Raw genomic sequence first — 22793 nt, 5'->3', positions numbered from 1 at the left:
TGGAGCATCGAGCATGAACAAGTCCACCCTGGCCCTGGCCGTCGCCCTCGGCGTGATCGCCCAGCAGGCGTCCGCCGCCGGTTTCATCGAAGACAGCAAGGCCACCCTCGGCCTGCGCAATTTCTACATCAACCAGGACACCCGCAACGCGGACGCCAACACCCAGGAAGAATGGGGCCAGGGCTTCCAGTTCAACTACAGCTCCGGCTACACCGAAGGCACCGTCGGCTTCGGCGTCGACGCCCTCGGCCTGCTCGGCGTGAAGCTGGATTCCGGCAAGGGCCGCCACGGCAACCCGGATTCCAGCAAGTACGGCGGTACGGTGTTCCCCACCGACGAGAACGGCCGCGCGGTGGACGATTTCAGCAGCCTGGGCCTGACCGGCAAGGTGCGCATCTCCAAGACCGAGGCACGTATCGGCACCCTGCAGCCCAAGCTGCCGGTGGTCACCTTCAACGACGGTCGCCTGCTGCCGCAGACCTTCGAGGGCGGCCAGATCACCTCCGCCGAGATCGACAACCTGACCCTGATCGGTGGCCAGCTGGAACACGCCAAGGGGCGCAATTCGAGCAACACCGAGGGGCTCTCCATCGGCGGCGCCAACAATGCCCAGAGCGGCCAGTTCAGCAACAAGTTCTACTACGCCGGCGCCGACTACAAGATCAGCAAGGACCTGCTGGCGCAGTACTACTACGGCAACCTGGAAGACTTCTACCAGCAGCACTTCCTCGGCCTGACCCACACCTGGGCCATCGGCCCCGGCGCGCTGAAGTCCGACCTGCGCTACTTCCACAGCGACTCCGATGGCGCCAACGGCAGTGCCAGCGGCCGTGCCGATGGCTACGTCAGCACCGGCTACTACGGCAACGGCGTGACCAAGGGCGAGGTCGACAACGACACCTGGAGCGCCCTGTTCACCTACAGCCTCGGCGGCCATGCGTTGAGCGCCGGCTACCAGCAGGTCGAAGGCGACAGCAACTTCCCCTTCCTCAACCAGGGTGACGGCGCCACCGCCTATCTGATTACCGACCGCCAGATCGGCAAGTTCCTCTCCGCCGGCGAGCGCACCTGGCTGGCCGAGTACGCCTACGACTTCAGCAAGGTCGGCGTGCCGGGCCTGAAGGCCACCATCACCTACCTGTCCGGTGACAACATCGATTCGGCCACCGGCGAACAGAAGGAATGGGAGCGCGACTTCCGCCTCGACTACGTGCTGCAGGAGGGCGCGCTCAAGGGCCTCGGCGTCTCCTGGCGCAACGCCACCCTGCGCGGCAATACCAGCGCGGCGGACCAGGACGAGAACCGCCTGATCCTCAGCTACAGCCTGCCGATCCTCTGACCGGCCAGGCCTCACCTTTCTCCTGACCCGGCCGCCATCGGCCGGGAAGGTCTCACCCAGAGTCCAGGGAGATTCCCCATGAAAAGCTTCAAACCCCGTCATCTGCTCGCCGCGCTGCTGGCCGCCACCCTGCCGCTGGGCACGCAGGCCGCCGCGCCCAAGGAAGTCCGTCTCGACTACGCCTACTACGCGCCGACCAGCCTGGTACTGAAGGACCAGGGCATTTTGGAAAAACGCCTGGCCGCCGATGGCATCGCCGTGAAGTGGGTGTTCAGCCAGGGCAGCAACCGTTCCCTCGAATACCTCAATGGCGGCAGCATCGACTTCGCCTCCACCGCCGGCCTGGCCGCCGTGCTCAGCCGTGCCAACGGCAGCCCGGTGAAGACCGTGTACATCGCCAGCCGTCCGGAATGGACCGCCCTGGCCGTGCCCAAGGACTCGTCGATCAAGAGCCTGGCCGACCTCAAGGGCAAGAAGATCGCCGCCACCAAGGGCACCGATCCCTACCTGTTCCTCCTGCGCAGCCTGAACACGGCCGGCCTGGGCAAGGGCGACGTGGAGATCGTCCACCTGCAGCACCCGGACGGCCGCGTGGCCCTGGAGCGCGGCGACGTGGACGCCTGGTCCGGCCTCGATCCGCACCTGGCCGCCAGCCAGCTGCAGGCCGGCTCGCGCCTGCTCTATCGCAATGTCGAGTTCAACAGCTACGGCGTGCTCAACGTCAGCGACAGCTTCCTCAAGGAGCAGCCGCAGCTGATCGGCAAGGTCATCGCCGCCTACGAAGAGGCGCGCCAGTGGACCCTCGCCCATCCGCAACAGACCGCCGAACTGCTGGCCAGGGAAGCCAAGCTGCCGCTGGAAGTGGCCAAGCTGCAACTGTCGCGTACCGACTTCAGCAACCCGCAGCCGGGTGCCGAGCACGTCGCCGCGCTGAAGGCCGCCGCACCGATCCTGCTCGACGAGCAGTTGGTGCGCCCGGGTACCGACGTGGCCGCGGTGGTCGACCAGCTGATCAGCCCGCAACTGGCCGCCGGCGTGATCGGCCAGCCGCTGGCCAAGACGGAGTAGTGAGCCATGCCCGCGAGTAGCCTGCTCGGCGTGCGCGTCGGCAGCGAGGCCGCGCCGATCGTCCGGCGCCCATGGCTGGACCACTGGCGCGGACTGGCGCTGCCGCTGGCGTTGCTGGTGCTGCTGGAGGCACTGGTGCGCCTGGACTGGATACCGGAACACCAGCTGCCGGCGCCCAGCCAGGTCGGCCAGACCCTCTGGTGGCTGGCCGCCGGCGGTGAGCTGTGGGGGCATATCGGCGTCAGCCTGGCGCGGGTTGCCGCCGGCTTCGCCATCGGCGCGGCGCTGGCCGTGCTGATCGGTGCCTGGGTCGGCCTCAGCCGGCGCGCCGAGAGCTACCTGGAGCCGACCTTCCAGGCCCTGCGCGCCATCCCCAGCCTGGCCTGGGTGCCCTTGCTGCTGCTGTGGCTGGGCATCGACGAGACGCCCAAGGTGGTGCTGATCGCCCTCGGCGCCTTCTTCCCGGTCTACCTGGCCTTGCTCGCCGGCATCCGCAATGTCGACCGCAAGCTGGTCGAGGTGGGCCGCCTGCATCGCCTGTCCGGCGTCGAGCTGACCCGGCGCATCCTCCTGCCGGCGGCGCTGCCGAGCCTGTTCACCGGCCTGCGCGGGGCGCTCAGCCTGAGCTGGATGTTCCTCGTTGCCGCCGAACTGATCGCCGCCACCCAGGGCCTTGGCTACCTGCTCAGCGATGGCCGCGAGACTTCGCGACCGGACCTGGTGATCGCCGCCATCCTCCTGCTGGCCGTGCTCGGCAAGCTCAGCGACGGCCTGCTCAAACGGCTGGAGACCCGCGCGCTGCACTGGCGCGACAGCTTCGTCGGCGGGGAGGGCTGAGATGAGCGCATTGCTGGAGCTACGTGGCATCCGCAAGGCCTTCGCCGGCCAGCGCGTGCTGGACGATATCGACCTGAGCCTGGCACCGGGCGAAATCGTCAGCCTGCTTGGCCCCAGTGGCTGCGGCAAGAGCACCCTGCTGCGCATCGCCGCCGGTCTCGACCAGGATTTCACCGGCGGCCTGGCGCATAACCCGTTGCTGGATTTCGGTGGTGGCACGGGTATCGGCGTGGTGTTTCAGGAGCCACGCCTGATGCCCTGGCTGAACGTGGCGCAGAACGTCGGCTTCGCCGCCGGTCGTGGCGCAGACGCCGAGTGGATCGAGCAACTGCTGGAGGATGTCGGCCTGGCCGGCCAGGGCGGCAAGCTGCCCAAGCAGCTCTCCGGCGGCATGGCCCAGCGCGTGGCCATCGCCCGCGGCCTGTACCAGCGCCCGCAGGTGCTGTTGCTGGACGAGCCGTTCAGCGCGGTGGACGCCTTCACCCGCATGAAGCTGCAGGACCTGGTGGTGGGCCTGGCCGATCGCTACGGCATCGCCCTGCTGCTGGTCACCCACGATCTCGACGAGGCCTTCTATCTCAGCGACCGCGTGCTGATCCTCGGCGGCAGCCCCAGCCGTATCCAGCGCGAGCTGGCGGTGCCGCTGCCCCACCCGCGCGACCGTCGCTCGGCCGAGCTGGCCTACCTGCGTGGCGAGGCGCTGACCGAGCTGACGCTGTAAGCGAACCTCAAGGTGGAAGCATTTCCGGGCACCATGGCCCGGTTTTTTTAGCTGCGCTGCAGCGACGAGGCGGCCAGACCCAACCCCAGGGCCACGAGCACGCCGCCGATGGCGCGCTCGATCAGGTGCCGGCTGCGGGCAACGAAGCCGCGCGCCGCCTCCGAGGACAGGCCGTAGGCCACCAGGGCGAACCAGAACAGGTGCGCGACGGCCATGAACAGGCCGTAGCCGAGCTGGGTCAGGGTGGCGGTGTCCGGGCTGATCACCTGGGTGAACAGGGCGACCACGAACAGCGTGGTCTTGGGGTTCAGCGCGTTGGTCAGGAAGCCCACGCGCAGCGCCTGCCAGTCGCTCAGCTGCGGCGCGGCGACCACCTGCTGCGGATCAAGCTTGCGGCTGCGCAGCATGCCGATGCCGAGCCAGATCAGGTAGGCGGCGCCGGCGAACTTGACCAGGTTGAACAGCAGGATCGACTGCGAGATCAGCAGGCCGATGCCGAGCATCGAGTAGGTCACGTGCACCAGCACGCCGAGGCTGATGCCCAGCGCCGTGAGCAGGCCGGCGCGGCGCGAGAGGAACATGCTGTTGCGGCTGACCATGGCGAAGTCGGCGCCGGGGCTGATCACGGCGAGCAGGGTGATGGTGATGACCGAGACGAGTTCGAGCATGGCGCAATCCGCGTTCCTGAAAGGGCGGTCAGGATGGCGGCTCCGCTGGTGCCCTGCAAGCGCCGCCTCAGCCGGGCGACGAAGCGGCCAGCTGGCGCAGATACGCGGCACTGCTCTCGTCGGCCGGGAAGAAGGTTTCCAGCGCCAGCTCGGCCAGGGTCACGTCGTTGGGCGTGCCGAACACCGTGGTGGTGCTGATCAGGCTGAGCACGCCGTGCTCGGTGCGGAACTGCAACGGCATCAGCACGCTCGCAGGCGTTGGCTCGGCCTTCTCGGCCGGCGCGGGATAGCTCAGCAGCTCCTCCTGCAGCGCCACCAGCTGCGGGTCGCCGCTGATGTCGATGTCGTGCTGCAGGCGCATCAGCAGGTAGGCGCGCCACTGCGCCAGGTTGAGGATGCGTGGCGCCAGGCCGTCCGGGTGCAGGGAAATGCGCAGCACGTTGAGCGGCGGGCCGAGCAGCTCGGCCGGCACGCCGGCGAGGAAGGGCGCCACCGCGGCGTTGGCCGCCAGCAGGTTCCACTGGCGGTCGATGGTCAGCGCCGGGTAGGGCTCGTGGGCCTTGAGCAGCTGCTCGATGGCGGCGCGGGCGGCGGCCAGGGCCGGGTCGTCCAGCGTGTGCTGGCTGTACAGCGGCGCGTAGCCGGCGGCGCTGAGCAGGCGGTTGCGCTCGCGCAGCGGAATTTCCAGCTGCTCGGCCAGGTGCAGCAGCATCTCGCGGCTGGGCAAGGCGCGGCCGGTCTCGACGAAGCTCAGGTGGCGGGTGGAGATGTCCGCCTCGCAGGCCAGGTCGAGCTGGCTCAGGCGGCGACGCTGGCGCCACTGGCGCAACAGGGCGCCGACGGGGTGATTGGCTGTGTTCATGGGTTCGGACGATAGCCCAGGGGCGTTATCGCGGCCATTACCTGGCAGGTAATCGACGTGTCGCCCGCCTCGGGAGAACCATATGCCCAGGCGCCAGTCCGGCGCCGCCATCTGGAGGATTCGCCATGCATACCCTGAACGCTTCCCCCCTGCTGCGCCGCGCCCTGTTCGCCGATGGCCTGCTCGGCCTGGCCACCGGCTCCCTGCTGGTGCTGGCCAGCGCCTGGCTGGCCGAGCTGCTGGCGCTGCCGCGTGAGCTACTGCTCGGCAGCGGCCTGGCCCTGTTGCCGCTCGGGCTGTTCCTGCTGTGGCTGAGCAGCGGCGAGACGGTCAACCGCCTGCTGGTGTGGGCCGTGCTGGCCGTCAACGCGCTGTGGGTGGTGGACAGCCTGCTGTTGCTGATCGCCGGCTGGATCGCGCCCAACCTGCTCGGCCACATCTTCGTCATCGGCCAGGCGCTGCTGGTGCTGCTGTTCATCGAGCTGGAGCTGATGGGCCTGAAACGCTCCGAGCTGCTGGCGGCATGATGGGCGCAAACAGGAAGCCCGGCATTTGCCGGGCTTCCTGGTGTCACTGCGCGGTGTAGATCTGGTCGAACACGCCGCCATCGTTGAAGTGGGTCTTCTGGATGCTCGGCCAGTCACCGAAGGTCTGGTTCACGTTGAAGAAGGTGACCTTGGGGAAGCGGTCGGCGAACTCGGCGAGGATCTTCTCGTTGCGCGGGCGCAGGTAGTTGTTGGCGGCGATGCGCTGGCCCTGCTCCGACCATAGGTACTTCAGGTAGGCCTCGGCCTCGGCGCGGGTGCCCTTCTTGTCCACCACCTTGTCGACCACCGCCACCGGCGGCTCGGCTTCGGCGGAAACTGTCGGATAGACCACTTCGAAGCTGCCGCGGCCGAACTCGCGGGCGATCATCTCGGCCTCGTTCTCGAAGGTCACCAGCACGTCGCCGATCTGGTTCTGGATGAAGGTGGTGGTGGCGGCGCGGCCGCCGGTATCCAGCACCGGCGCCTGCTTGAACAGCTTGCCGACGAAGTCGCGGGCCTTGCCCTCGTCACCGCCGTTCTGCAGCACGTAGCCCCAGGCGGAGAGGTAGGTGTAGCGACCGTTGCCCGAGGTCTTGGGGTTGGGAACCACCACCTGCACGCCGTCCTTGAGCAGGTCCGGCCAATCCTGCAGGGCCTTGGGGTTGCCCTTGCGCACGATGAACACGGTGGCGGAGGTGAAGGGCGCGCTGTTGTCCGGCAGACGCGCGGCCCAGTCCCGCGGTACCAGGCCGCCGTGGTCGGCGAGGGCGTTGATGTCGGTGGCCATGTTCATGGTGATCACATCGGCGGCCAGGCCGTCGATCACCGCCCGCGCCTGCTTGCTCGAACCGCCGTGGGACATCTGGATCTGCAGCGGCTGGCCGCCTTCGGCCTGCCAGTGCTTCTGGAAGGCGGCGTTGTAGTCCTTGTAGAAGTCGCGCATCACGTCGTAGGAGACGTTGAGCAGGGTCGCCGCCTGGGCGGAAGTGGCCAGGGCGAAGCCGGCGGCCAGCAGGGAAAGGGGCAGTAGGCGTTTCATCGGACGTCCTTGGATTCGGATAACGCCGCCGACTATAGAAGCGGATTTTTATTCTTTGAAAGAATAATTGATTAGATGCTTATGCCTTTTTATCGTGGATCGCATATCTCTTTATGGAATAAATAAATCGTTATTTATTCTTTTTATTCCATTTCGTTCCTGAGCAATAGTGAGCCTCACGCAACGAACCGCCAAGGAGCAACACCATGAGCATCCGTCTGGGCGATATCGCCCCCGATTTCGAGCAGGACTCCAGCGAAGGCCGCATCCGTTTCCACGACTGGCTGGGCGACAGCTGGGGCGTGCTGTTCTCCCACCCGGCCGATTTCACTCCGGTGTGCACCACCGAGCTGGGTTTCACCGCCAAGCTGAAGGACGACTTCGCCCAGCGCGGGGTCAAGGTCATCGCCCTCTCCGTGGACCCGGTGGACTCGCACCTGAAGTGGATCGACGACATCAACGAGACGCAGAACACCCGCGTCAACTTCCCCATCATCGCCGACGCCGACCGCAAGGTCTCCGGCCTGTACGACCTGATCCACCCCAATGCCAACGACACCCTGACCGTACGTTCGCTGTTCATCATCGATCCGCACAAGAAGGTGCGCCTGATCATCACCTACCCGGCCAGCACCGGGCGCAACTTCCACGAGATCCTGCGCGTCATCGATTCGCTGCAGCTGACCGACCAGCACAAGGTCGCCACCCCGGCCAACTGGCAGGACGGCGACGAGGTGGTGATCGTGCCGTCGCTGAAGGACGAGGCGGAAATCGCCCAGCGCTTCCCCAGGGGCTATCGCGCGGTGAAGCCTTACCTGCGCCTGACCCCGCAGCCGAACCGCTGAGGAACTGACATGCACGTGGTTCTGTTATCCGGCAGCCCCTCGGCGCGCTCGCGCACCGAGCTGCTGCTGGAGTACGCCCGCCAGCACCTGCAAGGTCACGGCCTGGAAGTCAGCCTGCTGCGCGTGCGTGATTTCCCGGCCGAGGCCCTGCTGCACGCCGACTTCACCAGCCCCGCCGTGCAGCAGCTGCAGGCGGCGGTGGCCAGCGCCGACGGCCTGATGGTGGCGACGCCGGTATACAAGGCGTCGTTCACCGGTGCGCTGAAGGTGCTGCTCGACCTGCTGCCGGAACGCGCCCTGGCGCACAAGGCGGTGCTGCCGCTGGCCAGTGGCGGCAGCCCGGCCCACCTGCTGGCCGTGGACTATGCGCTGAAGCCGGTGCTGGCCGCACTCAAGGCCCAGGAAATGCTCCCCGGTGTGTTCGCCGTGGACAAGCAGATCGCCTACGCGGAAGGGGACCTCCCCGCGCGCATCGACGACGAGCTGCGCGAGCGTCTCGACGAGTCGCTGGACCAGCTGCTCGCCGCCCTGGCGCGCCGGCCCCGGCCGATCGACCCGCAGCTGTTGAGCGACCGGCTGGTGAACGCCCGCTGGAGTATCTGAACCGACGCGGCAATGGCCGCGCCATGCAACGCCCCGCCTTACTCGCCCGCCAACGGGCCAGCAGGTGCCAACCAAGACAACCTACTGCAAAGGAGCCGCGCCATGCGCACCCTCACTTTGCGTCGGAGCCTGGTCGCCCTGTTTGCCGCGGCCATTTCCTTCGGCGCCATCACTCAAGCTCAGGCCGAGACCCTGCGAATCGGCTATCAGAAGTACGGCACCCTGGTGCTGCTCAAGGCCAAGGGCTCGCTGGAGAAGCGCCTGGCCGAGCAGGGCATCGAGGTGCAGTGGACCGAATTCCCCGGTGGCCCGCAGCTGCTCGAGGGGCTGAACGTCGGCTCGATCGACTTCGGCACCACCGGCGAGGCGCCGCCGATCTTCGCCCAGGCCGCCGGTGCCGACCTGCTGTACGTCGCCCATGAGCCGCCGGCGCCGACCAGCGAGGCGATTCTGGTGCCCAAGGACTCGTCGCTGAAGTCGGTGAGCGAGCTGAAGGGCAAGAAGATCGCCCTGAACAAGGGCTCCAACGTGCATTACCTGCTGGTGCGCGCTCTGGAAGACGCCGGCCTGAAGTACAGCGACATCCAGCCCGTTTACCTGCCGCCGGCCGATGCGCGCGCCGCCTTCGAGCGCGGCAGCGTCGATGCCTGGGTGATCTGGGACCCCTTCCAGGCCGCCGCCGAGCATCAGCTGCAGGCGCGCACCCTGCGCAACGGCGAAGGCCTGGTGGCCAACCACCAGTTCTACCTGGCCGCCAGGCCCTACGCCGAGAAGCACCCGGAAGTGGTCAGCGTGCTGGTCGAGGAAATCCGTGGCATTGGCGAGTGGACCCGCGCCAACAGCGCCGAGGCGACTGCCCAGGTGGCGCCGCTGCTGGGCCTGGCCCCGGAAATCACCCGCACAGCGGTGGAGCGCCAGGCCTACGGTGCTCAGCCCATCACCCCGGCTGTGGTCGAGGCGCAGCAGCAGATCGCCGACACCTTCAGCGACCTCAAGCTGATTCCCAAGCGCCTGAGCATCAAGGACGTGATCTGGACTCCTCCGGCCTCGGCCAAGGTGGCGCAGCAGTAACGGCCAACCCTATTCCCCAGCCCCTGACTGTGGCACCGGCTCTTCCCTCTCCCGCTGGCGGGAGAGGGTGGCCGGCAGGGCCGGGAGAGGGGGCAGACAGCACAACGAATTCGACTAGCCCGGATTCCATCCGGGCCCTGCATGAGCAAGGAGACCACTCCATGAGCCTGAATATTTTCTGGTTCCTCCCTACCCACGGCGACGGCAAGTACCTCGGCACCGCCGAAGGCGCGCGTGCCGTCGACCACGGCTACCTCACCCAGATCGCCCAGGCCGCCGACCGCCTCGGCTTCGGCGGCGTACTGATCCCCACCGGGCGCTCCTGCGAGGACTCCTGGCTGGTGGCCGCCTCGCTGATCTCGGTGACGCAGAACCTGAAGTTCCTGGTCGCCCTGCGCCCGGGGATCATTTCGCCCACCGTGGCCGCGCGCCAGGCGGCGACGCTGGACCGCCTGTCGGGCGGCCGCGCGCTGTTCAACCTGGTCACCGGCGGCGACCCGGACGAGTTGGCCGGCGACGGCCTGCACCTGTCCCACGAGGAGCGCTACGAGGCCTCCGTCGAATTCACCCGCATCTGGCGCCGGGTCCTGGAGGGCGAGACGGTCGACTACGCCGGCAAGCACCTGCAGGTGAAGGGCGCCAAGCTGCTCTACCCGCCGATCCAGCAGCCGCGTCCGCCGCTGTATTTCGGCGGCTCCTCCGAAGCCGCGCAAGACCTGGCCGCCGAGCAGGTCGAGCTGTACCTGACCTGGGGCGAGCCGCCGGCCGCGGTGGCCGAGAAGATCGCCGCCGTGCGCGAGAAAGCCGCTGCCCAGGGCCGCGAGGTGCGCTTCGGCATCCGCCTGCACGTTATCGTGCGCGAGACCAACGAGGAAGCCTGGGCCGCCGCCGATCGCCTGATCAGCCATCTGGACCAGGACACCATCGACCGTGCCCAGGCGTCCCTGGCGCGCTTCGACTCGGTTGGCCAGCAGCGCATGGCTGCCTTGCACGGCGGCAAGAAGGACAAGCTGGAAGTCAGCCCCAACCTCTGGGCCGGCGTCGGCCTGGTGCGTGGCGGCGCCGGCACCGCCCTGGTCGGCGACGGTCCGACCGTGGCCGCGCGGGTCAAGGAATACGCCGCGCTGGGCATCGACACCTTCATCTTCTCCGGCTATCCGCACCTGGAAGAGTCGTACCGGGTCGCCGAGCTACTGTTCCCGCACCTGGATATCGCCCAGCCGGAACGCCCGGCGTCGCGCGGCTACGTCAGCCCGTTCGGCGAAATGATCTCCAGCGACATTCTGCCCAAGGCGGCTGCGGCCAGTTGAAACGAACGCCCTCTCCCCCGTCCCCTCTCCCGTAAACGGGCGAGGGGAGAGTACCGCTGAATCTGCCGGCCACTGTGTAGACCGGCGGCGCAGCTCTGCTCCCTCTCCCATTCATGGGAGAGGGCTGGGGAGAGGGGAGTGGGCAAACCACAGAAGCCGTAGCCCGGATGCAATCCGGGGCTCTGTGCGCCGGGCTTCCCGGATTGCATCCGGGCTACGGCGAGGTGTGGACAAGGATTCTTCGAGGTAAACGATGAGCAACACAATCCTCAACAAACTGGCCCTGCGCCTGGCGCCCTGGGCCCTGCCCGTGGCCCTGCTGGCGATCTGGCAGGGCGCGGTGGTGGCCGGCTGGCTGTCCACCCGCATCCTGCCGGCGCCGAGCGCGGTCATCGGGGCCGGCTGGGCGCTGCTGGAAAGCGGCGAGATCTGGACCCACCTGGCCATCAGCGGCCAGCGCGCCGCCATCGGCTTCGCCATCGGCGGCGGCCTGGGGCTGCTGCTCGGCTTTATCACCGGCCTGTCCAACTGGGGCGAGCGCTTCCTCGACAGCTCGGTGCAGATGATCCGCAACGTGCCGCACCTGGCGCTGATCCCGCTGGTGATCCTGTGGTTCGGCATCGACGAGGCGGCGAAGATCTTCCTGGTCGCCCTCGGCACCCTGTTCCCCATCTACCTCAATACCTACCACGGCATCCGCAACGTCGACCCGGCGCTGGTGGAAATGGCGCGCAGCTATGGCCTGAAAGGCTTCGCCCTGTTCTGGCAGGTGATCCTGCCCGGCGCCCTGCCGTCGATCCTGGTCGGCGTGCGCTTCGCCCTCGGCTTCATGTGGCTCACGTTGATCGTCGCCGAGACCATTTCCGCCAGCGCCGGCATCGGCTACCTGGCGATGAACGCCCGCGAATTCCTGCAGACCGACGTGGTGGTACTGGCCATCCTGCTCTACGCGGTGCTGGGCAAGCTGGCCGATCTGGCCGCCCGTCTGCTTGAGCGTACCTGGCTGCGCTGGCACCCGGCCTACCAGGCCAAGGCAGGTGCGCGATGACCGCCCTGCACAGCATCCGCCAGGGCATTCCCCTCGCGGTGGAAGGTATCCGCAAGGCGTTCGGCGAGCGCGAGGTGCTGCAGGGCATCGACCTGCACATCCCGGCCGGGCAGTTCGTCGCCGTGGTCGGTCGCAGCGGTTGCGGCAAGAGCACCCTGCTGCGCCTGCTGGCCGGCCTCGATCAGCCCGGCGCCGGCCAGTTGCTGGCGGGCAACGGCCCGCTGGCCGCCGCCCGCGAGGATACCCGGCTGATGTTCCAGGACGCGCGCCTGCTGCCGTGGAAACGGGTGATCGACAACGTCGGCCTGGGCCTGTCCGGTGACTGGCAGCCCAGGGCCCGTGAGGCGCTGGCCGCCGTCGGCCTGGCCGACCGAGCGCAGGAATGGCCGGCGGCCCTGTCCGGTGGGCAGAAGCAACGCGTGGCGCTGGCCCGCGCGCTGATCCACCAGCCGCGCCTGCTGCTGCTCGACGAGCCGCTGGGCGCACTGGACGCCCTGACCCGCATCGAGATGCAGCAGCTGATCGAGCGCCTGTGGCAGCAGCATGGTTTCACCGTGCTGCTGGTGACCCATGACGTGGCCGAGGCGGTGGCGGTGGCCGACCGGGTGATCCTGATCGAGGAGGGTCGCATCGGCCTGGACCTGGCCGTCGACCTGCCGCGCCCGCGCCCGCGCGGCTCGGCGCGCCTGGCCGCGCTGGAAGCCGAGGTACTGGAACGCGTGCTGGCGCTGCCGGCCACGCCAGCGCCGCCCGAACCCGTTTCGCCACTGCCGACGCAACTGCGCTGGGCGCTGTAGTCGGCCAACGAGCAGCAAGCCCGCAGCCCGGAGGTTATCCGGGAGCGGTGCCAACCATCACCCGGAGTGCATCCGGGCTACCTGAGACCCGAAAGGAGCAACAGCATGACCATCAAAGCCATCAACGTACGCAACCAGTTCAAGGGCACCATCAAGGAAATCGTGATCGGCGACGTGCTGTCGGAGATCGACGTGCAGACCGCCGCCGGTATCGTCACCTCGGTGATCACCACCCGCTCCGTGCGTGAGCTGGAGCTGCGGGTGGGCAGCGAGGTGATCGCCTTCGTCAAATCCACCGAGGTGTCGATCGCCAAGCTCTGAGGCTGGCGCCCGTCAGGCGTGCGCCGACACCGCCAGCAGCTGCTCGGCCGGCTGCGGGCGGCCGAACCAGTAGCCCTGGCCCAGGTTGCAGCCGATCTCGCGCAGGTAGGCGGCCTGCTCGGCGGTCTCGATGCCCTCGGCCAGCACGCGCAGGCCCAGGCTCTGGCCGAGGGTGACCACGGCGCGGGCGATGGCGGCGTCCTCGCCATCCTGTGGCAGGCCGCTGACGAAGCTCTGGTCGAGCTTGAGCTTGTGCACCGGCAGGCGCTTGAGGCGGGCCAGCGAGGAGTAGCCGGTGCCGAAGTCGTCGATGGCCAAGCGCACGCCCAGACCTTGCAGATGGCTGAGCAGCTCCTGGGCGCGCTCGGGGTTGTCCATCACCGCGCTCTCGGTCACCTCCAGTTCCAGGCGCGCCGGCGCCAGGCCCGTCTCGCGCAGCACACGCTCGACCCGGCGATCCAGTTCGCCGCGACTGAACAGGCGGCTGGAGACGTTGACCGCGACGAACTGCAGTGCGCTGCCCTCGGCCAGCCAGCGCACCATCTGCGCGCAGGCCTGCTCCAGCACCCAGGCGTCGATGGCACCGATCAGGCCGCTGTCCTCGGCGATCGGGATGAACTCGCCCGGCGGCACCAGGCCGCGCTCGGGGTGCTGCCAGCGCACCAGGGCCTCGACGCCGAGCATCGCGCCGTCGTCCAGGCGGTGGATCGGCTGGTAATACACGCGCAGCTGCTCCTGCTCCAGGGCCTGGCGCAGTTCGGCCTCCAGCTTGATGCGCTGGCGTGCCTGGGCGGTCATCTCCTGGCTGTAGAAGCTGAAGGTCTGGCGCCCGCTGCTCTTGGCGCGGAACAGGGCGGAGTCGGCATTGCGCAACAGCTGTTCGACGCTGTCGCCATCGCCGGGGAACAGGCTGATGCCGATGCTGGCGCCGACGAACAGGGTCTCACCGCCGATGCTGAACGGCTGGCCCAGGCAGTCGAGCAGGCGCTGCGCCAGCAGCGAGGCCTGTTCGGCCTGGGCGCAGTCGCCACTGAGCAGGCCGAACTCGTCGCCGCCCAGACGAGCCAGGGTGACGCCAGGGCCAAAGGCATTGTTCAGTCGTTCGCCGATCAGCTTGAGCAGCTGGTCGCCGGTGTTGTGGCCGAGGCTCTCGTTGACGATCTTGAAGTTGTCCAGGTCGACCAGCAGCAGCGCGCCCCGGTGACCATCCTGGCGCGCGCGCTGCAAGGCCTGATCGATGCGCTCGCTGAACAGCAGACGGTTGGGCAGGGTGGTCAACGGGTCATGGTGGGCCAGGTAGTCCAGCTCCTGCTGCGAGTGCTTGATCGCGCTGATGTCGGAAAACACCGCGACGTAGTGGCTGAGGTTGCCGTTCTCGTCGTGGATGCTGCGGATGCACTGCCAGATGGGGAACACGTCGCCGCCCTTGCGCCGGTTCCAGATTTCCCCGCTCCAGGCGCCGCGCTGCTCCAGGGCGTGCCACAGGCTGCGGTAGAAGTCCGGGTCATGGTGGCCGGACTTGAACATGTTCGGCGACTTGCCCAGCACTTCGTCGCTGGAATAGCCGGTGATACGGCTGAAGGCCGGGTTGACGTGGACGATCTTCAGCTCGCGGTCGGTGACCAGCACGCCTTCCAGGGTGCTGTCGAACACCACGGCGGCCTGGCGCAGGCTCTCCTCGTCGGCGCGGCGCTGGGTGATGTCGCTGGAGGTGCCGATGAAGCGGCTCGGCTCGCCGTCCTCGCCCAGCAGCAGCTGGCCGCGGGCATACAGCCAGCGGTAGTCGCCGCTGCGGTGGCGCAGGCGGAAGATGCCCTCGTAGTAGGGCGGGCGCTCTTCGACCAGGGCGCGCAGGCGCTCCTCGGCCAGGTGGCGGTCTTCCGGGTGCAGGCGCGACAGCCAGGCCTCGCGGTCGGCGCCGAACTCCTCGGGGCTGTAGCCGAGCATCTCGCAGTAGCGTCGCGAGTAGAACACCCGGTCGCTCTGCATGTCCCAGTCCCACATGCCCTCCTGGGCCGAGTCGAGGGCCAGGGCCAGGCGTTCCTCGCTGCCTTTCAGCGCCGCGCGTGCGAGGTGTTGCTCGCGCCAGTGCTGGGCCAGCGCGCAGTACAGGGCCAGGCCGCTGACCAGCACGAAGAGGAAGCCCTTGAGCGACTGATAATGGGCCAGCGCGTCGCGATCCAGCCCCAGCCACAGCAGCAGGGCGTCGCTGAACAGAATCCACAGGGATGCAATGGACAAATAGAGCAGGGTCAGCTGCAGCGGGTTGCGCCGAAAGATCATCAGGTAGGGCCAGCCATGGCATCGGGAGTGTGCACTGCCGCACATTATAGATAAGACGGCATCCAGTGCATTCTCGTCTAACGACGCACTGGCATTCTCCATCATCTTGGGGATAATGCCGGAGAGACTGAGTTTACAGTCGTTCTCTTCCCCGCGAGGCTACACCCTACATGTGGTACAACGGTTTACTCGACCTGTCGCCCTGGCAACTGGTGGCGGTCACCCTGGTGCTGACCCATATCACCATCGTCAGCGTCACCGTCTACCTGCACCGCTACTCCGCGCATCGCGCGCTGGAGCTGCACCCGGCACTCAAGCACTTCTTCCGCTTCTGGCTGTGGCTGACCACCGGCCAGAACACCCGCGAGTGGACCGCCATCCACCGCAAGCACCACGCCAAGTGCGAAACCGTCGATGACCCGCACAGCCCGGTGATCAAGGGCCTGAGCACCGTGCTGCGCAAGGGCGCCGAGCTGTACCAGGAAGAGGCGCGCAACGAAGAAACCCTGCGCATCTACGGCAAGAACTGCCCGGATGACTGGATCGAGCGCAATGTCTACAGCCGCTACCCGATCGGCGGCGTGACCCTGATGGCGATCATCGACCTGGCCCTGTTCGGCGTGCTCGGCATGACCGTATGGGCGATCCAGATGATGTGGATCCCGGTGTGGGCGGCGGGCGTGATCAACGGTCTCGGCCATGCCATCGGCTACCGCAACTTCGAGTGCCGCGACGCCGCCACCAACCTGGTGCCCTGGGGCATCCTGATCGGCGGCGAGGAGCTGCACAACAACCACCACACCTACCCGAACAGCGCCAAGCTGTCGGTGAAGAAGTGGGAGTTCGACCTGGGCTGGGCCTGGATTCAGCTGTTCAGCTTCCTTGGCATGGCCAAGGTGCAGCGCGTGGCACCGATTGCCCACCGCGTCGAGGGCAAGCGCAGCCTGGACATGGACACCGCCATGGCCATCCTCAACAACCGCTTCCAGATCATGGCGCAGTACCGCAAGCTGGTGATCAAGCCGCTGGTGCAGCAGGAGCTGGCCAAGGCCGATGCCTCGGCCCGCCACCTGTTCCGCCGCGCCAAGCGCCTGCTGTCGCGCGAGACCAGCCTGCTCGACGAGCGCCACCAGGCGCGCATCGCCGCCATGCTGGAGCAGAGCCAGGCGCTCAAGGTGATCTACGAGAAGCGCATCGCCTTGCAGCAGATCTGGGTCAAGACCAGCAGCAACGGCCACGACATGCTCGAAGCGATCAAGCAGTGGGTGCACGAGGCCGAGGCCAGCGGCATCCAGTCGCTGCGTGACTTCGCCGAGCAGCTCAAGACCTACTCGCTGCGTCCGGCCACGGCCTGAGTCGCCGTGCTGTGAAAAAGCCCGCCACCTGGCGGGCTTTTTCATGATCGCCGTTCGCGCTATGCGCTAGACGCAAAAAATATTGAACCGCCGGCCTGCCGGGCTACGACTGAGGGTTGTCATCCACCCGGCAGGAGAGCCCGGTCATGCAACGTACCCTCACCCCCCTGTTCCTCGGCCTGCTCCTGGCAGGTGCCGCCCAGGCCGACGATACCTACGCCCCCGACAACGTCACCCCCAGCACCCTGCTGTCCGGCATCAAGAAGATCGAGGTCAAGCAGACCGGCGCCGTACCGGCCATCCGCGTGCAGTCCGACGGCACCAGCTACACCACGGTGGTGCCCGGTCAGCAGGTGGTCTGGCAGGCCAGCAGCCATGTCGAGTGCCGTGGCGTGCGCAAGATCGACCGGCTGATCTGGTGGCTCAACGACAACACCCAGGTCGGCCCGCGCAGCTATTTCGCGGCGCACAAGCGGGTGGTCGAGAAGGAGCTGATCGGCAGCAAGTCCAAGCACAACTCGCACAGCGACAGTGGCAGCCTGAGCGTGCCGGTGGGCGCCAAACTGGCCAACGCGGCCAAGCAGGCCTGCAACGCCTACCTCAAGGCCGAGCAGGGCAAGGGCCGCGACCTCAAGCAGATCCTGGCCCAGGACAAGCGCCTGCCGGCGACCGACAAGCCGCTGCTGGCCGGGGTGGTGTTCCTCCAGTGCAACGGCCTGGAGGACAAGGCCGCGCATGCCTGGCAGCACGTCAAGGTCGAGACGATCTGCGAGGGTTACGACTTCCCGGCGGTCGCACCCAAGCCGCAGGGCATGGACCTGGCCGCTGCCTTCGCCCTGGAGGCGCCCAAGGTCAAGGTCGAGCCGACGCCCTATAGCGGCAGCTGCCCGGTCACCCTCAAGGCCGAGGGCACGCTCAAGGGCAATCAGGGGCAGAAGCAGGTGCAGTACCGCTGGGCGCACAACGGCGGTTTAGGCCCGGTCTACACCACCACCCTCAATACCAGCGGCTGGCGCAGTGTTAGCACCCAGCTCAAGGACATCGGCAAGGCCGGCGGGGGCAACCTCAAGCTGGCCCAGCCCAAGCCGCAGGCGCAGCAAGGCGGCCTGCCGCTCAAGGCGCACGCCGACAACGTGCACAGTGGCCAGGTCGAGCTGCGCGTGCTGCCGGTCGGCGAGCAGGACTGGAGCAAGGCCAAGCGCGCCAGCGCCGCCTACAAGGTGACCTGCAAGGAAGCGCCGAAGCCGGCCCCGGATCAGCTGAGCGCCCCGCAACCCAGGCCGGCGCAGATCGACCTGTCCTACGCGCCCGGGCTCACCATCGGCAGCACCACCGGCCAGTGGGGTGGCAGCCTTCAGGTCGACGCCAGCCAGGCGGGTCGGCAACGCGAGGGGCGCTGCGAGCTGCGCCTGGTCTACGATGTGATGAACCTGGGCAAGGCCGCGGCCGGCGCCTTCGTCAGCCGTGTGCGCGAGGACCAGCAGCTGCTGCACCACGCGGCCATTGCCGGGTTGGGCGGTAGCGCGCAACACCGGGTGTCCGGCCTGATCTACCTGGACAACGGCACGCACCTGCTGAATCTGTCGGTCGATGACCAGCAGCAGGTTGGGGAAAGCAACGAGAGCAATAACAAAGCACGGGTCACGGTAGAAGTGCGCAACTGTGGCCAAACCCAACCCGGCCGGGCGCCGCTGCGCGCTCCGGTCCTGCCCCAGTGAGCCACGCCGGCCGCCCGCCAGGCGTGGGCGGCCGCTGGTGCGAACGTCAGGAACAGGCCATGAAACTCCTGCACCTTAGCCGTCACTGCTGTGCGCTGCTGCTGGCCGGGCTGGTCGGCCCGGCGGTGGCCGCGGAGACGCTGACTCTCGAACCCGGGCAGACCCAGCTGAGCTTCAGCGTGCCGGGGCTGGAAAGCGTCGGCGCGGGCGACCAGCTGGCCGTCGAGCTGGACGGCTATGACGTCACCGCCCTGGTCAGCCGCAGCGACGCGGCGTTTCTCCTCGACCTCAGCGGCCCGCTGGGCGAGGGCAGCCACCCGTTGCTGGTGATGGTGTTCCACGCCGATGGCAACGTCGCCACTCTGCTGGAGGCCGAGGTGCAGGTTGGCGCCGCACCGCTGCCGGAGGACGGTGCTGAACCGCAAGGCGAGGTGGCCGCCGCGGACGAGCTGGTCGGGCCGCTGCCCGCCGACGAAGGCGAGGCTGCCCAGGTCGCGCCGCCGCCAGCGCATCGCTACACCCTCTACGGCCTGCTCAGCAACAGCTACCGGGTCGACGAGAAGGAGGCGGCCAGCTACCCGGACACCCCGCGCTACGCCAGCAACGGCGGCCTCAGCTATCGCGGCGAAGGCGGTGGAGGTGACTGGCAGTGGCAGGCCGAGGTCGATGCGCTGTACGACAGCCTCAGCGAGAACAACCCCACCGGCAACGAGTGGGAGCTGCCCAACTACCGCTTGGCCGCCATGCGCGGCAGTGGCCTGCAGCGCCAGGGCGTGGCCCTGGGCAACTACGGCGTGCTGCGCGAGGACCTGCTGTTCAGCGCCTACCAGCGTCGCGGCGCCGTGGTCACCTTGGGCGATGCGCTGGAGGGGCCGTTGCAGCTGGATGTGTTCGGCCTGCAGAGCGAGCCGCTGACCGACTACAACCGCCGCCTCGGTTTCCCGCAGAGTGGCCGCGAGCGCAGCAGCGGCGGCCTGCTGACCTTCACCCCGCTGCAGGACGACCCGCAGCTGCTGCAGCTGAGCGCCGCCTATATCAACGGCGAGACCACCGACAGCGGCACCGCCTGGCTGTCGCCCGACCAGCAGACCCGCTACGGTGGTGACAGCTGGAACCTGGCGGTGGATTCGCGCCTGGGCGAGAACAGCCTGTGGCTGCACGCCGACTACGCCTGGTCGAGCTTCGACAGCGACGGCCTGGGCCGTGGCGAGAGTGCCGAGGACGACACCTCGCACGACCTGCAGGCACAGTTCAGCTCCGGCCAGTGGTTCCCCGCCGGGCCCTTCGACCAGTGGAACCTGACCCTGCAGCGGCGCGAGGTGGGCCTGGATTTCTTCACCCTGGGCAACCTGTCGCTGCCCGGCGACCTGCGCCTGGACCGCCTCAACTGGCAGGGCTACCTGGGCAACCTGCAGGTCGATGCCGAGCTGGCGCGCGAGACCAACAACCTCGACGACCAGGACCAGGTGGCCGACCAGATCGCCGACCGTCGCGTGCTCAACCTCTACTACTACCCGACGGTGGATGGCGAGGCACTGCCCTGGCGCCTGCTCGGCCTGCCCTCGCTGAACGCCGGCTACAGCGACACCCGCCGCCGCCAGGACGAGGAGGATGCGCAGCGGGTCGGCTTCGACCTGGACGACCGCACCCGCGAGTCGCTGTTCGGCGCCAGCTTCTACCACGCGCGCTGGAACTGGTCGGTGCAGCACACCGTGCAGGGCACCGATGACCGTTCGCAGGCGGTCGAGCAGAACGGCTACCTGATCTACGAGCCGCCGTCGGACCAGCGCAACCGCTTCACCACCCTGCAGGTCGGCTACATGCCGCTGGACTCGCTGAGCCTGTCCACCAGCTGGCAGTGGAACAAGCTGCAGGAAACCGACGACGACAACGTCTATCGCGGCATCAGCCGTGGCCTGGACCTGGCCTGGCAGATCGTCCCCGAGCGCTGGCGCCTGAATGCCTCCTACTACCGCGGCCGCGACACCAGCCACCTGGGCGACACCGACTTCCTCGGCGACAGCGTGCTGCAGCAGAGCGCCCATCTGCAGCTGACCTGGACCGTGGCCCAGCCCGACGGGCTGAGCCCGGGGCTGGACTGGTTCCTCAAGGGCAGTTACGCGCAGCAGGACAGTCGCCTCTACGACCAGGCGCAGGAGGACTGGCAGCTGCTGCTGGGCTTCGACCTGCGCTGGGATACCCACAACTATTGATGGCAGTCCCGCGCCTGGCGCGGGCGGAAGGTGAACCATGAAAGCTCTCCCTCGACTCCTCCTGGCCCTGCTGCTGCCCTGGCTGCCACTGGCCGCCGAGGCCGTGTTGCTGGGCGCCAGCGCGCAACCGGCGCAGCGCCAGCTGCTGGCCAACCAGGACAACAACTGGGCGATGAACTGGACCGTCACCAGCGATTCGGCGCACTTCGGTGGCGCCGCCTCGCCCGTCGCGCGCATCGTCAACCCCTCCGGTGGCGCCACCCTGGCCACGGTCGGCGGTACGCTCAGCCAGGGCGGCACGGGGCCCTTCCTGTTCGGCGAGTTCATCGCCGTGCCCCAGGCCACGGTGCAGGCCTGGCAGGCCAATGGCCTGCGCCGGGTGCTGCTGGTGCGCGACTTCTCGCCCGTGTCTGGTGGTGGCACCGTTCGCGCCCAGCAGGTGCTGATCCTGCCGGCGGTATCCGGTGCGTTGCGCGCGGTGCAGATCCAGCCGGCGCAGCGCCAGCTGCTGGCCAGCCAGAACAACCCGCTGGCGCTGGCCTGGCAGGTGGTGGCCAGCCAGGGCTACAGCGCCGGGGTCAGCTCTACCCAGGCGCGGGTGATCGACCCGGCCAGTGGCAGTGTGCTGACGACGCTCGGCGGGCGTCTTGCCGCCGAGGGCGGCGGCCCCTTCCTGCTGCGCGAGGAGCTGGAGCTGCCGGCGGCCACCGTGCAGGGCTGGTATGAACGCGGCCTGCGCCGGCTGCTCCTGCAGCGCGAGTTCATCGGTGGCAGCTCGCGCCTGCGCGGCCAGGTCACCCTCAACCTGGCCGCCAGCGGCCTGCGCGCGCCGCGCGAGAACCAGAGCGGCGAGCTGCTGGTACAGCGCCTGAGCCTGAGCTTCAGCGACAACCAGCGGGTCAAGGTGGTGCCGGCCGATACCGACCTGCTGGCCAAGGTGTTGCTGGCCTACAGCGGCAACGGCCTGCTGGAAGGCCGCTGGCAGGTGGCCGAGCCGGGCAGCACCGAGGGCAAGCCGGTGTACCGCACCCTGACCCTGGTGCGCAGCTACCTGCGCAACGCCCAGCAGAGCAGCCTCAACAGCCCGCCGCTGCCCACCGACAAGGCCGGCAAGTACCGCGTGCGCTTCTGCGTGACCAACCGCGAGCTGATCCCGGCCGATGCCCTGGTGGTGGATGCAGGCTGCCCGCTGGACGGCCTGACAGTGGAAACGGTGTACGAGGTGCTCGGCACCGGCGAGCTGCGCCGCGGCCCGCTGATCGAGGCCGGCCCGCGCGAGGGCGCGGTCGACGCCGCCAGCCAGTTCCACTGGCAGCCGGTGGCCGGTGCGGTGGTCTACCAGCTGCAGCTGTTCGCCGCCGACGGCCCGCGCGGTGACGACGGCGCGGTACTCGGCGAGTCGCCCAGCTTCGTCGCCGGCATGCTGCTGCCGGCCAGCGTGAACCGCAGCGCACTCTCGCCGCTGCTGCGCAGCAAGCTGCAGCCGGGGCATTACTATCTGTGGCGGGTCACCGCCCACGACCAGGGCGGCGCGATGATCGGCCGCAGCCAGGAATGGAGGGTGCGCTACCAGCCATGAGCACCGATACCGACGAGCAACTGCTGCAACGCATCGCCGGCGGCGACCAGCGCGCGCTGCGGCAGTTCTATGAGCGCTTCCACGGTGTGGTCTACCAGTTCTCCCTGCGCACGCTGCACAACGGCGCGGACGCCGCCGAGGTGCTCAACGAGGTGATGCTGGAGGTGTGGCGGCGTGCCGCGACCTTCGCCGGGCAGTCGCAGGTGCGCACCTGGCTGCTGTCGATCACCCGCTACAAGTCGATCGACCTGCTGCGGCGCAAGCGCCCGAGCGAGCTGCTCGACGAGGCATCTTTGGAGGACGAGGCAAGCGGCGAGGCCTGTCCGGCCAGCCTGGCCATCGAGCTGGGCCAGCAGGGCGCGCAGGTGCGCCAGTGCCTCGACCGCCTCAAGGACGGCCATCGCCAGGTGGTCTACCTGACCTTCTTCGAGGAGCTGTCCTACCCGCAGATCGCCGAGATCATGGCCATCCCCCACGGCACGGTGAAGACCCGCATGCTGCATGCCAAGCAGCAGTTGCTGCAGTGCCTGCGCCGCCTGCTGGGAGGCGCCTAGCCATGAACAGAATGAACCCTCGGGCCGCCGCGCAC

The 22793-nt window shown here is 68.2% G+C and carries 21 protein-coding genes; 17 read left to right on the top strand and 4 right to left on the bottom strand.

Features of this window, described 5'->3' with window-relative positions; translation table 11 throughout:
* Nucleotides 1-13: 13 nt before the first annotated feature.
* The 4 genes from AAG092_RS10165 to AAG092_RS10150 all read left to right on the top strand — a co-directional run bounded on the left by AAG092_RS10165 (nt 14) and on the right by AAG092_RS10150 (nt 3965).
* Nucleotides 14-1339 (top strand): OprD family porin, encoded by a 1326-nt coding sequence (locus AAG092_RS10165; RefSeq protein ID WP_373386535.1) that lies wholly within the window; start codon nt 14-16, stop codon nt 1337-1339.
* A 78-nt stretch (nt 1340-1417) separates the two neighbouring features.
* Nucleotides 1418-2407 (top strand): aliphatic sulfonate ABC transporter substrate-binding protein, encoded by a 990-nt coding sequence (locus AAG092_RS10160; protein WP_373386534.1) that lies wholly within the window; start codon nt 1418-1420, stop codon nt 2405-2407.
* Nucleotides 2408-2413: 6 nt separating this feature from the next.
* Nucleotides 2414-3244 (top strand): ABC transporter permease, encoded by an 831-nt coding sequence (locus AAG092_RS10155; protein WP_373386533.1) that lies wholly within the window; start codon nt 2414-2416, stop codon nt 3242-3244.
* Between the two features lies 1 nt (nt 3245).
* Nucleotides 3246-3965, top strand: coding sequence for an ABC transporter ATP-binding protein (locus AAG092_RS10150; RefSeq protein ID WP_373386532.1), 720 nt, complete (start codon nt 3246-3248; stop codon nt 3963-3965).
* A gap of 47 nt (nt 3966-4012) precedes the next feature.
* Here AAG092_RS10150 and AAG092_RS10145 read toward each other — a convergent pair whose 3' ends face one another.
* Nucleotides 4013-4633, bottom strand: coding sequence for a LysE family transporter (locus AAG092_RS10145; RefSeq protein WP_373386531.1), 621 nt, complete (start codon nt 4631-4633; stop codon nt 4013-4015).
* Between the two features lie 67 nt (nt 4634-4700).
* Nucleotides 4701-5495, bottom strand: a complete 795-nt coding sequence (locus AAG092_RS10140; protein WP_373386530.1) for a helix-turn-helix domain-containing protein — start codon at nt 5493-5495, stop codon at nt 4701-4703.
* Between the two features lie 125 nt (nt 5496-5620).
* On the opposite strand from AAG092_RS10140, the gene AAG092_RS10135 reads away from it, so the two are divergent.
* The gene (locus AAG092_RS10135; protein ID WP_373386529.1) at nt 5621-6022 is read left to right on the top strand and encodes a hypothetical protein; all 402 of its coding nucleotides are present in this window, start codon (nt 5621-5623) and stop codon (nt 6020-6022) included.
* A 43-nt stretch (nt 6023-6065) separates the two neighbouring features.
* On the opposite strand, the gene AAG092_RS10130 is transcribed toward AAG092_RS10135, so the two are convergent.
* Complete coding sequence (locus AAG092_RS10130) at nt 6066-7061, bottom strand: sulfate ABC transporter substrate-binding protein (RefSeq protein ID WP_373386528.1); 996 nt, start codon at nt 7059-7061, stop codon at nt 6066-6068.
* Between the two features lie 206 nt (nt 7062-7267).
* Between AAG092_RS10130 and AAG092_RS10125 the strand changes: the two genes are divergently transcribed.
* From AAG092_RS10125 to AAG092_RS10095, 7 genes are all read left to right on the top strand, one after another.
* Entirely contained in the window at nt 7268-7906 is a 639-nt protein-coding gene (locus AAG092_RS10125) for a peroxiredoxin (RefSeq protein WP_110680403.1), read from the top strand.
* Nucleotides 7907-7915: 9 nt separating this feature from the next.
* On the top strand, nt 7916-8509 hold the full coding sequence (gene ssuE / locus AAG092_RS10120) for an NADPH-dependent FMN reductase (RefSeq protein WP_373386527.1): 594 nt from the start codon (nt 7916-7918) through the stop codon (nt 8507-8509).
* A 102-nt stretch (nt 8510-8611) separates the two neighbouring features.
* On the top strand, nt 8612-9580 hold the full coding sequence (locus AAG092_RS10115; RefSeq protein ID WP_373386526.1) for a sulfonate ABC transporter substrate-binding protein: 969 nt from the start codon (nt 8612-8614) through the stop codon (nt 9578-9580).
* 161 nt (nt 9581-9741) lie between these two features.
* Nucleotides 9742-10890, top strand: a complete 1149-nt coding sequence (gene ssuD / locus AAG092_RS10110) for an FMNH2-dependent alkanesulfonate monooxygenase (RefSeq protein ID WP_373386525.1) — start codon at nt 9742-9744, stop codon at nt 10888-10890.
* A gap of 253 nt (nt 10891-11143) precedes the next feature.
* Nucleotides 11144-11938 carry an aliphatic sulfonate ABC transporter permease SsuC gene (ssuC, locus tag AAG092_RS10105; RefSeq protein WP_373386524.1) on the top strand — a complete coding sequence of 265 codons (795 nt, stop codon included), beginning with the start codon at nt 11144-11146 and terminating at the stop codon, nt 11936-11938.
* A complete protein-coding gene (ssuB, locus tag AAG092_RS10100) occupies nt 11935-12735 on the top strand; it encodes an aliphatic sulfonates ABC transporter ATP-binding protein (RefSeq protein ID WP_373386523.1) in 801 nt (266 codons plus the stop codon). Before ssuC ends, ssuB begins: the two co-directional genes overlap by 4 nt.
* 105 nt (nt 12736-12840) lie before the next feature.
* Complete coding sequence (locus AAG092_RS10095) at nt 12841-13056, top strand: molybdopterin-binding protein (RefSeq protein ID WP_021699106.1); 216 nt, start codon at nt 12841-12843, stop codon at nt 13054-13056.
* Between the two features lie 12 nt (nt 13057-13068).
* Here AAG092_RS10095 and dibA read toward each other — a convergent pair whose 3' ends face one another.
* The gene (dibA, locus tag AAG092_RS10090) at nt 13069-15339 is read right to left on the bottom strand and encodes a phosphodiesterase DibA (protein WP_373386522.1); all 2271 of its coding nucleotides are present in this window, start codon (nt 15337-15339) and stop codon (nt 13069-13071) included.
* Between the two features lie 170 nt (nt 15340-15509).
* On the opposite strand from dibA, the gene desA reads away from it, so the two are divergent.
* From desA to AAG092_RS10065, 5 genes are all read left to right on the top strand, one after another.
* Nucleotides 15510-16694 (top strand): delta-9 fatty acid desaturase DesA, encoded by a 1185-nt coding sequence (gene desA, locus AAG092_RS10085; protein WP_373386521.1) that lies wholly within the window; start codon nt 15510-15512, stop codon nt 16692-16694.
* A 146-nt stretch (nt 16695-16840) separates the two neighbouring features.
* Nucleotides 16841-18412, top strand: a complete 1572-nt coding sequence (locus AAG092_RS10080) for a CARDB domain-containing protein (RefSeq protein WP_373386520.1) — start codon at nt 16841-16843, stop codon at nt 18410-18412.
* A 59-nt stretch (nt 18413-18471) separates the two neighbouring features.
* A complete protein-coding gene (locus tag AAG092_RS10075) occupies nt 18472-20625 on the top strand; it encodes a hypothetical protein (RefSeq protein WP_373386519.1) in 2154 nt (717 codons plus the stop codon).
* 37 nt (nt 20626-20662) lie between these two features.
* On the top strand, nt 20663-22204 hold the full coding sequence (locus AAG092_RS10070) for a hypothetical protein (RefSeq protein WP_373386518.1): 1542 nt from the start codon (nt 20663-20665) through the stop codon (nt 22202-22204).
* On the top strand, nt 22201-22758 hold the full coding sequence (locus tag AAG092_RS10065; RefSeq protein ID WP_373386517.1) for a sigma-70 family RNA polymerase sigma factor: 558 nt from the start codon (nt 22201-22203) through the stop codon (nt 22756-22758). Before AAG092_RS10070 ends, AAG092_RS10065 begins: the two co-directional genes overlap by 4 nt.
* Nucleotides 22759-22793: the final 35 nt, after the last annotated feature.

Source organism: Pseudomonas alcaligenes, assembly GCF_041729615.1.
In the GTDB taxonomy this organism is placed as follows: domain Bacteria; phylum Pseudomonadota; class Gammaproteobacteria; order Pseudomonadales; family Pseudomonadaceae; genus Aquipseudomonas; species Aquipseudomonas alcaligenes_B.
Note: the sequence above shows the minus strand (reverse complement) of the source record. Positions and strands in the feature narration are given on the sequence as shown.

Coding starts and splice junctions, on each gene's coding strand:
- ssuE (WP_373386527.1), top strand. CDS start 7,916: ATGCACGTGGTTCTGTTATCCGGCAGCCCCTCGGCGCGCTCGCGCACC.
- dibA (WP_373386522.1), bottom strand. CDS start 15,339: ATGATCTTTCGGCGCAACCCGCTGCAGCTGACCCTGCTCTATTTGTCC.
- AAG092_RS10070 (WP_373386518.1), top strand. CDS start 20,663: ATGAAAGCTCTCCCTCGACTCCTCCTGGCCCTGCTGCTGCCCTGGCTG.
- AAG092_RS10135 (WP_373386529.1), top strand. CDS start 5,621: ATGCATACCCTGAACGCTTCCCCCCTGCTGCGCCGCGCCCTGTTCGCC.
- desA (WP_373386521.1), top strand. CDS start 15,510: ATGTGGTACAACGGTTTACTCGACCTGTCGCCCTGGCAACTGGTGGCG.
- AAG092_RS10095 (WP_021699106.1), top strand. CDS start 12,841: ATGACCATCAAAGCCATCAACGTACGCAACCAGTTCAAGGGCACCATC.
- AAG092_RS10145 (WP_373386531.1), bottom strand. CDS start 4,633: ATGCTCGAACTCGTCTCGGTCATCACCATCACCCTGCTCGCCGTGATC.
- AAG092_RS10140 (WP_373386530.1), bottom strand. CDS start 5,495: ATGAACACAGCCAATCACCCCGTCGGCGCCCTGTTGCGCCAGTGGCGC.
- ssuB (WP_373386523.1), top strand. CDS start 11,935: ATGACCGCCCTGCACAGCATCCGCCAGGGCATTCCCCTCGCGGTGGAA.
- AAG092_RS10155 (WP_373386533.1), top strand. CDS start 2,414: ATGCCCGCGAGTAGCCTGCTCGGCGTGCGCGTCGGCAGCGAGGCCGCG.
- AAG092_RS10125 (WP_110680403.1), top strand. CDS start 7,268: ATGAGCATCCGTCTGGGCGATATCGCCCCCGATTTCGAGCAGGACTCC.
- AAG092_RS10150 (WP_373386532.1), top strand. CDS start 3,246: ATGAGCGCATTGCTGGAGCTACGTGGCATCCGCAAGGCCTTCGCCGGC.
- ssuD (WP_373386525.1), top strand. CDS start 9,742: ATGAGCCTGAATATTTTCTGGTTCCTCCCTACCCACGGCGACGGCAAG.
- AAG092_RS10115 (WP_373386526.1), top strand. CDS start 8,612: ATGCGCACCCTCACTTTGCGTCGGAGCCTGGTCGCCCTGTTTGCCGCG.
- AAG092_RS10065 (WP_373386517.1), top strand. CDS start 22,201: ATGAGCACCGATACCGACGAGCAACTGCTGCAACGCATCGCCGGCGGC.
- AAG092_RS10075 (WP_373386519.1), top strand. CDS start 18,472: ATGAAACTCCTGCACCTTAGCCGTCACTGCTGTGCGCTGCTGCTGGCC.
- ssuC (WP_373386524.1), top strand. CDS start 11,144: ATGAGCAACACAATCCTCAACAAACTGGCCCTGCGCCTGGCGCCCTGG.
- AAG092_RS10130 (WP_373386528.1), bottom strand. CDS start 7,061: ATGAAACGCCTACTGCCCCTTTCCCTGCTGGCCGCCGGCTTCGCCCTG.
- AAG092_RS10080 (WP_373386520.1), top strand. CDS start 16,841: ATGCAACGTACCCTCACCCCCCTGTTCCTCGGCCTGCTCCTGGCAGGT.
- AAG092_RS10160 (WP_373386534.1), top strand. CDS start 1,418: ATGAAAAGCTTCAAACCCCGTCATCTGCTCGCCGCGCTGCTGGCCGCC.
- AAG092_RS10165 (WP_373386535.1), top strand. CDS start 14: ATGAACAAGTCCACCCTGGCCCTGGCCGTCGCCCTCGGCGTGATCGCC.